The 15935-nt window shown below is 28.1% G+C and carries 15 protein-coding genes; 3 read left to right on the top strand and 12 right to left on the bottom strand.

Annotated features, from left to right (window positions below; genetic code table 11):
• Positions 1-40: 40 nt before the first annotated feature.
• Positions 41-772: a TMEM165/GDT1 family protein gene (locus J2Z24_RS11885; RefSeq protein ID WP_111947551.1), complete on the top strand. Its 732-nt coding sequence runs from the start codon at positions 41-43 to the stop codon at positions 770-772.
• Between the two features lie 106 nt (positions 773-878).
• Here the strand turns inward: J2Z24_RS11885 and J2Z24_RS11880 are convergent, their stop codons facing one another.
• The 12 genes from J2Z24_RS11880 to J2Z24_RS11825 form a co-directional block, all read right to left on the bottom strand.
• Complete coding sequence (locus J2Z24_RS11880; protein WP_035146969.1) at positions 879-1838, bottom strand: aromatic acid exporter family protein; 960 nt, start codon at positions 1836-1838, stop codon at positions 879-881.
• Positions 1839-1975: 137 nt separating this feature from the next.
• Positions 1976-4093 carry a glycoside hydrolase family 31 protein gene (locus J2Z24_RS11875; protein ID WP_035146972.1) on the bottom strand — a complete coding sequence of 706 codons (2118 nt, stop codon included), beginning with the start codon at positions 4091-4093 and terminating at the stop codon, positions 1976-1978.
• A gap of 14 nt (positions 4094-4107) precedes the next feature.
• On the bottom strand, positions 4108-4920 hold the full coding sequence (locus J2Z24_RS11870; RefSeq protein ID WP_035146977.1) for a carbohydrate ABC transporter permease: 813 nt from the start codon (positions 4918-4920) through the stop codon (positions 4108-4110).
• Positions 4920-5789, bottom strand: coding sequence for a carbohydrate ABC transporter permease (locus tag J2Z24_RS11865; protein WP_035146980.1), 870 nt, complete (start codon positions 5787-5789; stop codon positions 4920-4922). Before J2Z24_RS11865 ends, J2Z24_RS11870 begins: the two co-directional genes overlap by 1 nt.
• 253 nt (positions 5790-6042) lie before the next feature.
• Positions 6043-7374, bottom strand: a complete 1332-nt coding sequence (locus J2Z24_RS11860; RefSeq protein ID WP_035146982.1) for an ABC transporter substrate-binding protein — start codon at positions 7372-7374, stop codon at positions 6043-6045.
• Positions 7375-7445: 71 nt separating this feature from the next.
• Positions 7446-8456, bottom strand: coding sequence for a LacI family DNA-binding transcriptional regulator (locus J2Z24_RS11855; RefSeq protein ID WP_035146984.1), 1011 nt, complete (start codon positions 8454-8456; stop codon positions 7446-7448).
• Positions 8457-8649: 193 nt separating this feature from the next.
• Positions 8650-9093, bottom strand: a complete 444-nt coding sequence (locus J2Z24_RS11850; protein WP_051593207.1) for a hypothetical protein — start codon at positions 9091-9093, stop codon at positions 8650-8652.
• A gap of 325 nt (positions 9094-9418) precedes the next feature.
• Positions 9419-9787: a DUF6483 family protein gene (locus tag J2Z24_RS11845; protein WP_035146987.1), complete on the bottom strand. Its 369-nt coding sequence runs from the start codon at positions 9785-9787 to the stop codon at positions 9419-9421.
• 51 nt (positions 9788-9838) lie between these two features.
• A complete protein-coding gene (locus J2Z24_RS11840; RefSeq protein WP_051593208.1) occupies positions 9839-10786 on the bottom strand; it encodes a CPBP family intramembrane glutamic endopeptidase in 948 nt (315 codons plus the stop codon).
• Positions 10787-10892: 106 nt separating this feature from the next.
• Complete coding sequence (locus J2Z24_RS11835) at positions 10893-11996, bottom strand: ABC transporter permease (RefSeq protein WP_035146991.1); 1104 nt, start codon at positions 11994-11996, stop codon at positions 10893-10895.
• 2 nt (positions 11997-11998) lie between these two features.
• The gene (locus J2Z24_RS11830; RefSeq protein ID WP_035146993.1) at positions 11999-13153 is read right to left on the bottom strand and encodes an ABC transporter permease; all 1155 of its coding nucleotides are present in this window, start codon (positions 13151-13153) and stop codon (positions 11999-12001) included.
• An 11-nt stretch (positions 13154-13164) separates the two neighbouring features.
• A complete protein-coding gene (locus J2Z24_RS11825) occupies positions 13165-14103 on the bottom strand; it encodes an ABC transporter ATP-binding protein (RefSeq protein WP_035146996.1) in 939 nt (312 codons plus the stop codon).
• A gap of 377 nt (positions 14104-14480) precedes the next feature.
• Here J2Z24_RS11825 and J2Z24_RS11820 point away from each other — a divergent pair, with 377 nt between their 5' ends.
• Both J2Z24_RS11820 and J2Z24_RS11815 read left to right on the top strand, forming a co-directional pair.
• Positions 14481-15032, top strand: coding sequence for a helix-turn-helix domain-containing protein (locus J2Z24_RS11820; protein ID WP_035146998.1), 552 nt, complete (start codon positions 14481-14483; stop codon positions 15030-15032).
• Positions 15033-15190: 158 nt separating this feature from the next.
• Positions 15191-15907 (top strand): alanyl-tRNA editing protein, encoded by a 717-nt coding sequence (locus J2Z24_RS11815; RefSeq protein ID WP_035147002.1) that lies wholly within the window; start codon positions 15191-15193, stop codon positions 15905-15907.
• The last annotated feature ends 28 nt before the right edge of the window (positions 15908-15935 follow it).

Raw genomic sequence — 15935 nt, 5'->3', positions numbered from 1 at the left:
AAAGTCTTTATTTTTTAAATAATTTTAGGGAGGTATAAAAATGACAGTATTTATTAAATCCTTATTCCTTGTAGTTGTAGCAGAAATGGGTGACAAAACTCAACTATTTGCTATAGCTATGGCTATGGCTAGCAAGTATAAGGCTAAACAAGTACTAATAGGAGTTTTTATTGCAACGGTTTTAAATCATACATTGGCAGTAGTAGTAGGTAGTTACTTAAGTGCATTTATACCAATGGATGTAGTTAAAATTATAGTGGCAGTATCTTTTTTAATTTTTGGTCTCTGGACTTTAATAGGAGATAAAGTAGATGAAGATGATGAAAAAAACAGTAAGTTTGGCCCAATTGTTACAGTATCTATAGCCTTCTTTTTAGCTGAAATAGGCGATAAAACTCAGCTTATGACTATAGCTATTTCAGCCCAAAATAATCAACCCTTTAATATACTTATGGGAACTACTGCTGGCATGATGGTAGCAAATGGTATAGGCATTGTAGGTGGTGCTTGGATATGTAGACATACTCCTGAAAAATATATAAAGTGGATAGCAGGTATAATATTTTTATTCTTTGGCACTTTCACCCTTTATAGCTCAGCTCCTTCCTCAATGCTTAATTTAACATATATTATTCCTTATTTTTTAATACTTTCAGCACTAATATACTTAACTGGTATTAAATTTACTTATAAAGAGCAAGTCTGTAACATAGTATCTTCTAAAGAAGAAATCATCACTGCTAATAATTCAACACAAAATAGGCAAAAATAACTTAATAATATAATTAACTATAATAAAAAATGCTCCCTTCATAGCAACAGTTTTCTTTTTTAACTATATACCATAAAGGGAGCACAACTATTGGTAGCGATTTTATTTACGAATTTATTTCTTTCATAAAATCATTTTTAATTTTTAAAAATTGCTCTAAATCATTTAAAAACTCAAAAAGTGATGCTCTTATTTCAAATTCCTCCCTTGATTTAGGCAAAGACATTTGTCTAAAATCATTTTTTAATTTAACAAGATCCTTTATTAAATTTTCTACAGTATTTTCCTCATATAAAGAATTGGCAACCTTCTCTGTAAATTCCGCCATAATAAATGCATGTTTGTAGCTAGAGAAATCCACTCTAAAGTGCTCTTTCATGCTCTTTATCATGTCTAGCTGATGCATTCTCATTTCCATATATTTAACATAGTAACTATCATCTAAAAAAAAGTTATTATTTAAATTTACATAAGCAAGCTTTCTCCCTGCTCTTAATCTTTTTTCTAAATCTCTTAATTTTTCATCCTCATTTGAAGATATTTTTCCCTGTCTTAAAGCTTGTCCTATATATAATAAAATTTCTCTTATACTTTCATCAATAAATATTTGGTCTTCTTTTATTTTCCCCTCTATATTTGGCATGTAAAGATTTAAGGCTACTGCTATAGTTATACCTATAGACATAAGGGCTACTTCATTTCCAAACCAAAATAAACTTAAAGATTTTTCCACTAATAAATGAGATACCAACACAGAACTTACTACAATTCCTTCTTCTATATTAAGTTGAACTGCTAAAGGGATAAATATAAGTAGAAATAATCCAAAAATCAACTCTCCAAAACCGAAGGTTTTAAATAAAATAAAAGCAACACCTAAAGCTAAAATAGTTGAACATATTCTTTTAAGAGCAATTTTAAAAGATTTTTTTCTAGTTTTTTGAACACTTAATATGGTAATAATTCCTGCAACAGCTGAATATTTTAATCCTAGCTCCTCTGCAATAATTATAGCAAGTGATGCACCTATTGCTGTTTTTACTGTTCTAAATCCTATAAGTTTTATACTAACACCTCCTACTATATATAATAGAATTTTACCATATATTTATCTTATGTCTACCCTGATAATTTAACTTATATACTTTATATTATCTTCAAAACCATATTATATAGTTCTTATAATGTTAATCTAAAAATCATTTACTTAAAAGCAAATTCTTTTTTTGTTATTTTTCCTTTTAAATCTATAATAGTAAAATTAAGTTTTTTCACAGCATTATCTTCTGAGGATATAACATTTATGTCATAATCATTACTATTTTTCTTAATAGAAATTTTAAATTGGAAATCTTTCTTATTGTACTCTTTTTTAATTCCATCATCATCATAATAAGTATAATCTGCCTTTTTATATATAAAAGCTATTACATCCAATTCTTCATTATTTAAGCTATCTACACAATTACTATGCTTTCCTATTACTAAAATTTTATCTTTTCTTATAAAAATAGGAGTAGCCTCTAAATCAACATCTATATAGTGATGGCCTTTAGGTAAAACTTTAAAGTGTCTATCTTTATAAGATACTATATTCCAAAGAAGCATTTCCTCTGGTAAATAAACATATCTTCCAAAAGCATTTTGCTTATATACAGGAGCAATCATTAAAGAATCCCCTACTAAAAGTTGATCCTCTACTAAGGTTTCATTTTCATATTCAAAAGTTATAGGTTTAAAATAGCATTCATCTTCCTTGCAAGCCTTCATATATTCACTGTATATATAAGGTATAAAAGCATACCTATTTTTTATAATGTTTTTTAAAATCTCTATGGTGTTTTTATTAAAGTTATAAGGTTCTTGGTCTCTACTTCCATTTACAGAATGGTTTCTATAAAGAGGAGTAAACATGCTAAATTCATTCCATCTAATTAATAAATCCTCTGTACAATCACATCCAAAACCTGCTGTATCCGCTCCTGAATAAATAAAGCCACAAAGATTTAAATTAGGCATCATTTTTATATTCATTTCTAAATGACTCCACCAAGATTTATTATCTCCTGTCCATATTCCTCCGTATCTATGCATGCCTATTGAAGAAGCTCTAGAAAATATTAAAAACCTTTTATTAGAATCTATTTTTTCAAAAGCTTCCGCAGCAGCTCTTGTCATATTATATCCGTATAAATTGTGTACTTTATCATGTCTTATAAGTTTCCCATCTACCTTATGATAGAAATTTTTATAATCTTCCATCCCATTACTAATTTCTAAAAAACTATCCTTTAATTCAAAGAAACTATATACATCTAAATTTTTATTTTTTGAATCATAAGCGCTATCTAATGCGTTCTTCAAAGAGTTTTCAGTATAAAAAATAGCAGGTTCATTCATGTCGTTCCAAAAACCTTCTATTCCTTTGTCTGTTAAGTATTTATATTTTGCTCCAAACCAAGCTCTTGCATCTTCATTTAAAAAATCCGGGAAATGTACTTTACCAGGCCATACTGCTGCTATAAAAGGTTCATTGTTCTCATTTACACAAAAATACCCCTTTTCTACACCTTCCTCATAAACCTCATATCCCTTTTCTATCTTTACTCCTGCATCAATTATAGGTATTAATCTTACCCCCTGTGACTTTAAGTTTTCTACAAAATTTTCAAAGTCATGAAATGTTTCTTCATTTATAGTAAAGTCTTTAAATCTTTCCATATAGTCAATATCCAAGCAAACTCCATCTATTGGTATATCATTGTTTTTAAAACCTTCTACCACACTTAAAATATCCTGTTTATCTTTATATCCCCATCTGCTTTGTTGATAACCAAAGGCCCATTTAGGTGCTATATAACTTTTTCCTATAAGTTTTCTAAAGTTTTTAACTATTTCCTTTAGACTATTTCCCTCTATTATATAAAGATTAAACTCGCTGTCTGGTACCTTTATAAATATTAAGTCTCCATTTGTATATCCTAAATCAAAAATAACTTTTCCCGGGCAATCAATAAACATTCCAAAGGTTTCTCTACTCTGTAGTATTAAGAAATTGTGAGCTGCATAAAGGGATTTTTTATCCTCAGTATGATCAAATTCGTCACTACAAAAGCTTTCATATATCCATCCTCTTTTGTTCATTCCCCTAACATTTTCCCCTAGTCCATATATAATATCAGTTTTTTCAAGCTTATAGATTAGTTCATTTTGAAGCCCTATTTTTAAATAGGGCATTTCACTTTTATCACTTTCTTCTATATTTAACACTACAGATTCAGTATTGATAACGGTACCAAAACAAAACTTTTTTATACTCATAATTTCTCTCCTCCCTACTTAACTGATCCTTGTGCAATACCTTTTATTATGTGTTTTTGCATAACCAAATAGAATATTACAATAGGTATCATTGCTATAACCAAGCCTGCTAAAGCTAAATCCCATCTCTTTGAATACTGTCCAAAGAAATAAAACATTTTTAAAGGTATAGTTTGCCACTCAGGTCTATTAATTACTAGCTGTGGTAATAAAAAGTCATTCCAAATCCACATAGAATTTAATATAGCTACAGTTACTGTTATAGGCTTTAAAAGTGGAAATACTATAATCCAAAAGATTTGAAATTTATTGCATCCATCTATTGCTGCTGCTTCTTCAATTTCCTTTGGTATACTTTTTATAAATCCATGGTATAAAATCACAGATAATGAAGTCCCAAATCCTAAATACATAAATACTAGTCCTCCAGGATTTAAAAGATGAGCTTTTCCCATTACTCTCACTAGTGGAAGCATAACTGATTGAAATGGTATAAGCATAGATGCTGAAAACATTAAAAATATAAATGTACTTACTTTACTTTTTGTTCTTACAAGCATCCAAGCTGCCATAGATGTAAATATTATTATTATTACTACAGAAAATACTGTTATCAAAAGAGAATTAGTAAAGGATTTTACAAACTCTAGTTGTTTAAAAGCTTCCACATAATTTTTAAATGTAAAGCTTTCTCCTGGTAATCCTATTACATCTGTAAATATTCCCTTTTGAGTTTTAAAGGAATTTACAAGGAGTAAGTAAAAAGGAGAAATAAATATTATAGCTAATATAATGGCTGCTATGGCTGTCCAAACTTTATTTTTCATTACATCTCAACCTCCTTTTTCTTACTGTAATACATTTGGGTCAATGTAATAGTAGCTATTATAATTAAAAATATTATAGCCTTAGCTTGAGCTATTCCAAATTCATTGTACTTAAATGCAGAGTTATATATATTCATAGCTAACATTTCAGTAGAATTATATGGCCCTCCTGCTGTAAGAGAAAGGTTTTGATCATAGAGCTTAAATGAATTAGATAAAGTTAAAAATATTCCTATAGTGAACGCTGGAGATACTAATGGAAGTATTATATGCTTTAATATTTGTCCACTGCTAGCTCCATCTATTTTAGCAGCTTCTATTAAATCATCTGATATATTTTGTAATGCAGATATATAAATTACCATCATATACCCTGACATTTGCCAAGACATAAGAATTACAAGTCCCCAAAAACCAGTTTTAGGATCTGCTAACCATCCTCTTAAGAAGTCTACTTTCAAAGCAGCTCCTAAAAAATCAAATCCTTTAGTAAATATAAATTGCCATATAAATCCTAATATTAATCCTCCTATAAGATTAGGTAAAAAGAAAGTTCCCCTTAAAAAATTTGACATTTTTAATCCCCTAGTTACCAATAAAGCTAACAAAAATCCAATAAAATTTATTGTTATAACTGATACAATGGCAAATTTGACTGTAAACAAAAATGATGTAAAAAAAACTTTATCATTTTTTATAATTTCTATATAGTTAGAAAGTCCTACCCACTTTGCATGATTTCCTATTCCATTCCATGAAGTAAAAGAATATATCAGTCCCATTATAACTGGTATTAAAACCACAACTACAAAAGCAAATAATACAGGCGCTACAAATATAACAAACCATTTTCCAGAATTCTTATCCATTTTTACACCTCCTTAAAACAAAAGGTGAAGGTTCCCAACCCCCACCTTTATCCAATGACTATCCGCTCTAATACTCCCATCTTCTTTAAAGTGGGAGTAAAGAGCAGCTACGTCCCTGGATAACGATTTCTAAGCTTCAGTTGGAGTAAAAACTCCTTATGAAGCCAAGAATTCCGTTTATCAAGTTCTTCTAAGGTTCAGATGGAGCTTTATTAATAGAACTACTCTCTATTTGAACCTTAGAAGAACAAAACTACTTTCTGCTCTTTTCCCACTGTGCCTTTGAATCTTTTACTAACTGATCCCAAGTCATTTTACCTGATAAGTATTTTTGAATATTAATACCTACTGTATTTTCACCCCAAGCTGTTGGATAACCCATAAATACCCAAGTAGTTGTTTTCTCTGCATCCATATATCTTTGTATTGCTTTTCTTAATGAATCTTCTGGTTTATAATTTTCATATCCTTTTAATGCAGGTATAAAGAAGAATTTGTTAGCCACATAGTCTTTTCCTTTATCTGAAGTATATAGCCAATTTAAAAAATCTTTTGCTGCAGTCTTTGCCTTATCACTTTGATCCTTATTTATAGCCCAATACATTGGTACTCCAACTGGTATACAATCTTCTTTTCCACCCTTAATTGCCATTGGCAGTATATCTAAATTATTTGCAACTTTTTCATCTACGGCCTTAACTGATCCATAAATCCAGTTACCCTGTTGAATAATAGCAACTCTTTCAATACTTATTCCCTGATCTACCTGTGTTGAATAATCAATAGCATTTAATTTTTCTTTTGACTTTCCATTAGGTGAATAGTTAGCTTGAAGATCTACAAGTTTTTGATATCCATCTGCATACTTAAATTCCAAAGTTTTTGATTTATATGCCTCCACAGAATTTTTAAATTCTTGTCCTATTGCAGTATTAGAAGTATGAAGTCCTGTAACCCACTTTTCTTTCGCTGGGAATTCAAATACAGCTTCTAGTTTAGGGAATGCTTTCTTTAATTCTCCTGATTTTATTTTTGCATCTAAAGTTTTAACTGCCTCTTCTAGTTTTGCATAGCTATTTATCTTTGAACCATCTATGCCAGCAGCTTCAAAAATCTTCTTATTATATATTAGTCCATATCCTTCCACATTATATGGAAGTCCGTATATTTTTTTATCCATGGTAACTCCATCAATCATACCTGGTAGAACTTTCTCTACCCAAGGTTCCCTCGTTAAATCTTCTAACTTAGCTTCCCAATCCTTTACATCCTGTGGTCCACCAACATTAAATACAGTAGGTTCTTTCCCTGATTGAAATTTAGCCTTTAGGGCTGCACCATAATCGTCTCCTCCACCAACAGTTTCTATGTTTATTTTTATATCTGGCTTTTCCTTCATATATTCTGCAGCAGCTTCTTTAAGTTCTTTTGCTACTTCTACCTTAAATTGAAATATGTTCACTTCTGTTTTGTCAGCCTTTCCATCACCGTTTGCAACCTCACTAGACTTTCCGCAACCTGCTATGGTAAATGCTAACATACTTGTTACTGCTAATGTTAATGCTAAAAGTTTTCTTCTTTTCATGAAAATCACACCTTTCAATTTATTTAAATTTTACATATTGGAACCGTTACCAATATAGTTAAAAATATATATTAAATCGGTTTACAGGATTCTCCCTCCACCAATTTAGTATCTAATATAATGTGTTTATTCTTACCATTTTTACTCATTAGTGATAACAATAGCTCTACACTCATATTTGCCATTTTAGTTTTTGGCTGATATATGGTGGTAATAGATGGATTATAATATTTTCCTATGTCCATGCCATCAAAGCCCATAATGGAAATATCCTCTCTTATTTTATATCCACTATCTACTACTGCCTTAGCAGCTCCTATTGCCATTATGTCTGAAATTGCAAATATAGCTGTAATATCCTTTCTCTTTTTTAACATATTTATAGTTGCATCATAAGCTTTTTCAACACTATAATTTCCAGTAGTTACAAGTTCTTCATCATAGCAGAGCTTATAATTGTTCAATGCTTGTCTGTAACCCTTAATCCTAAGTTTTCCAACTCCTATATCTTCATAACTTCCTATTATTAATAATATTTTTCTATGTCCATTTTTAATAAGATGTTCAGTGGCTTCATAAGCAGCTTTTTCATTTTCAATTCCTATAGATGAAAATTTATTAAATGCTATCTTTGAAATATTATCTACTGAAGTAAGCACTACAGATACATCTAATCCTTTAAAATTATCATCACTTATATCAGTAAAATCTCCTCCTAGACATATAACTCCCTGTAGTTTCTTTTCTTTTATAAATGTTATTAAAACATTTACATCTTCCTTACTATTTTGATCATAATATTGGAGCATCATAGTGTATCCAGCTTGTTTTATTTTGTCACTCATAATTTTAACCATCTCTGAAAAGAATGGATTATATACTCCTTTTACTAATATGCCTATACTTTTAGTATTATTCTTTTTCAGAATCCTTGCACTATTATTAGGTATATAATTATTTTCTTTTATAATTTTCAAAATCTTTTGTCTTGTCTCATCTTTTACATCAGGATGATTATTTATAACTCTAGATACTGTACTAACACTTACTTCTGATAAACTTGCTATATCCTTTATATCCATTAAATATCCTCCAATTTTTCTGGTACCGTTCCCGTTTTTATGAAAATTTAGTATTATATAAAATTATATCCCTTATATATTATATATTAACTCTATTTATATATTTTTACAATAAAAAAATAAAAAACGATAATCTCTTACCGCTTTTTTACATCATAGCTAGCAAATAAATATAATTTAACACTTTGATCTTTTAGCTATTTGCAATTTCAACTGCTTGATTAACCTGGTCAATAGCTCCTGTTTCTTCTAAAAGTTCCATACTTTCTACATCAACAACATTATCCTCATAATTATTCTCTTCACTCTGATTTTTATTACCCTGAACTTCTAATAACATTATTAAACTTTTTGAAACTTTTTCATTAATTGTACCAGCAGCAAATAAAACAGATGCTATGCCTCCATAAACAGCTATGGATTCAAATACTCCTGGAAGCAATTGCATAGGTATTAATTGCTTAATAACTTCAGTATATGTATAACCTTGAGCTACATATTGAGTAACAGCATCTTTAAATATCATAATGTTATTAATTAATGATGAAACTGCAATAAGAGCTATCATCAAAGCAGCAACATATAAAGCTTTTGTGCTGACAGATTTTTTAGATGTACTTTTTTCTTTAAATTTCATAAGAATTTATCCCCATTTCCGCCTTAAAAGGCTATTATATTATTCAATGTCATATTTATATTACTGATGAATTGTTACAACTAGGTGACAATATTGTTAAGATTTTATTATTCACATTTTCTCTATAATTTGTATCATTCTACTCTTAGCTATCCAGTTTATACTGAAGCTTATCCCATATTATAAGTTTTATAACAATTACATATTGACCTATTATATAGCTGTACAGAGAATATATCCTCCTAGAAGTTAAATAATATATTGGTTTATATGCACATAAAAAACGGCACTCTTTTGCCGTTTTTTATGTGGTAGCTAGTCTTCATCATTCTTTTTCATATAACTTTCTTACATCTTTTAGTCCCTTTTCAATTTCAGACTTTGAAAAATTACATTTAAGAAGTTTATCCTCATCCCATTTATTAAGTTCTTCATAAAAGAATAATGCAGTTTCTAAATTTTTTTTAGTTTTCCGAAATTCTATAACTTCAAATAAAATATTTTCGGCTTCGTTAATTTTTCCTTCACTTATATATTTTTTTATCATAAACTCTAACAATTCGTCTTCTGAAAGTGTCATATTATAATTCTGTATATCAATATCACTTTTTACAGCATCTTTTCCTGCAAAAAGAGCCACTGCTGTCTTTACTCCTGATTTTATAAGTCTAATAATATATTCATCTTCAAACATTTACCATTAAGTCCCTTCATTAGTTTTTCAACACTATTCTTTAACAGCATCTTATTTTAAAATTCTAAATGCATAACAAATTAAACTAATATAAATTATAACAGTAACAATAAATGGCCAATTTATTATTTTTTCCTCTTTTTCTCCACTACAAGCTGAAATTTCTTCTGCTGTCTTTACTTCCATCATTTCTCCAATATGATTTTTCTTTAATTTTTTAACTAATAAATAAGTTAAAGTAGCACCTACAACTATAAAAATAATAAAGGATAGTATCAATCCTACCATTTCTCCTGCTGGCATATTTTTAAATGACTTTGCAGCTCCTGCTGCAGCTTCACTATTCTTTGAAGAACTTAAAGCTAACTTTAAATAAATCATCTGCATTGAATTAACTATTGCATGGCATATCATAGACGAAAAAATAGAGTTAGTTATTCTTACAAGATATACAAATATAAAACCTAAAATAAAGGTATATAAAAATCTTTGTAAATCATAATGCATAATTGCAAAATATATAGCAGTAAATATAGCACCCTTTTTTATACTAACATCATTATAGCCAGATAAAATAATACCTCTAAATGTTATTTCTTCCAACAAGGCTGGAACTATACCTATAACAAACAATGTAATGAATAAAGATGAATTAGCTACTGGCTTACTAATAACCTGTCCAAAATTATTTGGCATTATAAAAGTTGATAATCCAGACAAACCCATAACAAGTGGTTGAATTGTTATTCCTATAAGAATAATTAAAAATATATCTTTTAAATTAATTTTATTAAATCTTAGTGTTTCTTTTACTTTAAACTTTGTAACAGCAAAATATATAATTGCTGGAATTAAAAATATGCTAATTTGAAGTGTTACAGTAGATGAATATATAGAAAAATTATTCTTAGCCATTACTGGTCCAAGGATTAAAGAAAGTACAATCCCTAATATAATAATAATCATTCCATAAAGGTTTGCTCTAAATATTTTTTTCATTTTAATACTTCCCTTCATAATAATATAGTCAACCTTATTAATATTACTACATTTTTAAATAGTTACTTAATATACATCACATTAAAGTATCATCATTAATAATGTTTTATTTTGATTCTTTAGCAAAATTTGAGTACTTTATGCTTCCTGCACTAAAAAAAGTTAAAGCTATTAATATTAATACAAAGATATTTGGATAAATCACTGATTTCTCTATACTTTCAAGTGACCAATAAAAAGGAGTAAACTTGCTTAAAATTATAAATATATTAGAAACTTTAGTTGAATCTTGAGCCATATTCCCTGCTATATATAAGAAAAACATTATCAACGATATTAAATTTATAACTACAACTCCTACTCCTTGTTCCTTAAAAATTCTGTTAATCATTATAGCTAAACTTATAGAAACCATACTCATTAATGCAATATTTAATACCAAAATTCCAAAATGATGAAACTGAATTTTAAACAATACCTTAATTGTAATAAATGAAGCTGTATACATTGTAATTTGTGCTATTATCATAGAAAGGTATATACTCCCTATAATTTGGTAACCCTTATTGCTAGTAGAACAAAATCTTTCTAATATTCTTCCTTTTCTAAGATTTAGTAAGTCCGCATTTATATTGCTTGAAAAAGAAATTAAAAAAAACATTATTAAAACAATAGGCATAAAAGCATCAGCAGGAATTATTTTTTTCTCCATATTATATTGGAGCTTTACAAAATTTTCTCCTAAATCATTTTCATCCTTTATAATGCTATTTCTTTTTAACATTTCACTTTTAAATAATTCATTTAATTTTTGTTCTATCTGAACTTCAAATATTTGTGTAGCATTCCCCTGTTCCAATTTATAAGAATTTATAATTGGCTTTCTATTATTCTTTATATCTTCAGTAAAATTTTCTGGTATTTCATATAAAGCTATTAAATTATAGTTTTTTAAATCTTTTAATGCCTTTTCTTTATAGCTGTATACACTAGGAGCTTTTACTTTTTCTACCAATTTCGCTCCTAAATCTCCCTTATCTAAGTTAATTACTGCAACTTTTAAATTTAAATTTTTATAATTAGATTTAGGATCAGAAATACTATTAATTAAAAGTACTACCACAATGGGAAGCATAAACATTAAAGCAATGCTTTTTATATCTTTAAAATATCTTTTACAATTAACCAATATCATGTATAGAAACTTCATTATTAATCCTCCCATCTTATTTTTACTTTTAGTATGCTTAATGAATATAGTATTAAAGATATTCCTATCATAATAATTAGATATTTACTAATGGTATTAAAAGAATTAAAAAGTATACAATTTCTATAGGTTTCAGAAATAACATTTCCTGGTGAAAACCTTGAAATGGTTAAAAATATATTATTATTTATCTCTTTTAATGGAATAAAGCCACCCCCAAATATAATATGAGCATACATAAGAATTACAACTATTGTATTAGCAGTTTTCTTACCAAAAAATGCTATGATAATTCCTGCTGTACTCCCAATTAATAGGCTTTGACATATTAATATACTTATTATATTTAATACACTTACTCCTTTAAAAGCTAATCCTGTTATTCTAAAAGCTAAAATGTACACTGATGAATATATTAAACTTGCAATAAAAAATACTAATACATCTAAATTAAAAAAATTGCATTTTGTTATTGGGGTAGATATTAATCTTTTATTACTTCCATTTTTCTTGTCCATATCATAGCCTGCAATACAGCTCATAATAATTGAAAACACCATAAAAGTCATCATTGTAGCAGCTTGATTTTCAATGGCTTTAAGAACTCTTTCTCCCTTTATTATATTTTCCTTTATAGAAGGAGATGATGAAACTTTATTTATATTACTAATAACTTCATTAAATAATTTATCCTTATGCTGTATGTCCATAGTTTGTATTTTATTAGATATAACCATAGTTTCTGTAAGACTTTTCCCATATTGTTCTATAACACTTTTTATGATTAATTCATTATTTCTTGATACTCTTTTCTTTTCATTAACTTTTATAGTACTTTCTTTTTTATTAATTAAATTATTTTCATAACCTTTAGGTATAATTATCTCATATTGAGAATTATTCGTGATATTAAATATTTCTCTTAGTTCTTTTCTATTAAACAGATCTTTAAAATTATTAGAGGTTTTACTATTATCTTCATCAATAATGCTAATATTGATCTTATCTATAGTTACCTCTGGTTTAAAAGTATCTTTTTGAAAATTACTCATAATTACAGAAATTATCAAAGGAAGAATAGCAAACATTAACAATACCTGTTTCCATTGAGATAATATTGCCTTAATAATAACTTTTATAGTAGCTTTTACTCTCATTTTTTCTCCTCCTAATCCCTTAATTTTTTTCCTGTTAGGGAAAGGAATACTTCCTCTAATGAAGCTTCTTCTACATTAAATTTCTTTATTTTTTTATGTTCCTTAGCACATAACATCAATAATTCTTCTAAATTAAAACTTTCCTCATTTATATAAATTGAAATAGTATCATCTTTTATAAAACAATCTTTAACTCCTGATAAAGACTTTATCTTTAAAACAAATTCAGCATCATTTTGATCTAAAGCCATTTTAATAGTACCATGCATATTTGCCATAGACTTAATCATGCTCTTTGACCCAGAAGCAATTTCTTTTCCTTCATCTAAAATAAATATATTGTTACATAGATGTTCTACTTCCTCCATATAATGAGAAGTATAAAGTACTGTTGTGTTGTTTTCTTTATTAACCTTTTTAATAAATTCAAAAATATAATTTCTAGATTGAGGGTCTACCCCCACAGTAGGCTCGTCTAATATAAGAATTTTAGGTCTATGCATTATTGCTACCGCTAAATTTAATCTTCTTTTCATTCCTCCTGAAAATTTTTTAATTTTTATCTTCTTCTTTTCATTTAATCCTGTTACTGTAAGTGCCTCTTCAATTCTTTCCTTTAAAAGCTTTCCTCCTAATCCATAAAAAGCTCCAAAATATTCAAGATTATCATAAGCAGATAATGTTTCCATTAAGGCTAACTCTTGTGGTACTAATCCTATGAATTCCTTTGCCTTTAGAGGATCTTTTGTCATAGAGTACCCTCCAATAGTTACTTCTCCACCATTACTTTTAATAAGCCCCGTCATAATACTTATTAACGTGGATTTTCCAGCTCCATTAGGTCCTATTAATCCAAATATGTCCCCTTCTTTTATTTCAAAGGATATATTATCTAAAACTAATTTATCATCAAATCTTTTAGTTATATTTTTTACAATTATGTTATTCATAAAATTTTCCCCCTTACCTCTCTAATTATATTTTAGAAAAATTAAGTGAGCCTTCCAAGTACTAGGAGTAACTAAAAAAGTGACTTAAGTAATTTTTAAAACAATACTTGTAATTATTACTGCACTTATGTATAATATGTATAATATATATAACGTTTGTAAACTATATTTTACATTACAGCTACCTGCCCTAATACCACCATGGTACTTTGAAAAAGGGATTCTCATAAAATCAAATATTTGGCTTCTATACTTTACCATAAGTTATGACTAAAGTAAGAGTATCGTTAAACTAATGGAAGTTAAATAAAAAGAAAAGAGGTGAATTTTAGTGAGAATTTTTATGTTTATTATAACATTCTCACTAAAAATAACATATGAATTTAAATTCAGTGATTGCAGAAAATCTTAAACGACTAAGATTGGAAAGAAATTTAAGCTTAGGCCAATTAGCAGAGTTATCTGAAGTAAGTAAAGTCATGATTTCTCAAATTGAAAAAGGTGATACAAATCCAACAATCAATACCATTTGGAAAATTGCTAAAGGATTAAATGTTCCCTATACTTTACTAATTGATAAACATGAAAATTCTGCTTCTATTGTTAAAAAGACGGATGCTAAAGAGCAAATTAGTGAAGATGGAACTTATCGTGTTTACTGCTACTATGGTAATACTCCTAATAGAAATTTTGAATTATTTTTACTCCAAATGGATTCTGGTGCAACCTATACTTCCGTTGGTCATTCTGAAAAATCACAGGAGTATATTACTGTTCTAGACGGCGAACTTATATTATCAATAAACGATGAAAATTATTCATTAATTAATGAGGATTCCATATGTTTTTCATCAGCAACTCCACATACCTATAAAAACTGTGGAAAAACCACTCTTAAAGCTATGGTTATAAATTTCTATCCAATTTGATAAAAAGTGCAATGCACTTTTTCAAAATACAGAACATAAAGCACAGAGTGCAAATATAAATAATCTTTCTTCATTGTCATTATGAAAATTTAATTAAAAATTAGAAATGGATAGTAAAAAACTAAAGTATTAAATTTAAGTTTTAAAGGAGGACAAAAATGAGTGAATTAATATTTCAAAAAGATAGTTATGTAAAGGAGTTTGAATGTAAAATTATTAATGTAAATGAGGCGGAGCATGCTGTTGTTTTGGATAAAACCGCATTTTATATAGGCGGTGGCGGTCAGCCATGTGATATTGGAACATTAGAAACAAAAACAGATACATACATTGTTACAAAAGTTAAGAAAAAAGGGGAGAATGTATATCATTATATTGATGGAAAACTTCCTGAAATTAATGAAACTTGTATAGGAAAAATAGATTGGGAACATAGGTATAAGTTGATGAGAACCCATACTGCTATGCATATTTTATGCGGTGTTGTATGGAGAGACTATAAAGCTCAAGTAACTGGTGGGGATATGGATTGCCTTAAAGGAAGATTGGATTTTGAATTTGAAAATTTTGATAAAGAATTAATAGATGAAATTGAAAAAAAGATTAACCAAGAGGTAGAATGCAAAAGAAATATAAATGTGAATATTCTCCAAAGAGAAGAAGCTTTTAAAATTCCAGATTTAATAAGAACAAAAATAAATCTTCTTCCAGAAGGTATTAATGAAATAAGAACCGTAAACATTGAAGGACTAGATCTCCAGGCAGATGGAGGAACTCATGTAAAAAATACTGAGGAAGTTAGAAAAATAAAAATAGCTTCTTATAAAAGCAAAGGAAAAATCAATAAAAGAATATATATTGAACTAGAAGAATAATACAAAAAGTACATGATACTTTTTATAT

This window comes from Clostridium tetanomorphum (assembly GCF_017873215.1).
Lineage (GTDB): Bacteria > Bacillota > Clostridia > Clostridiales > Clostridiaceae > Clostridium_AO > Clostridium_AO tetanomorphum.
This window is presented reverse-complemented; position numbering and strand designations above follow the sequence as displayed.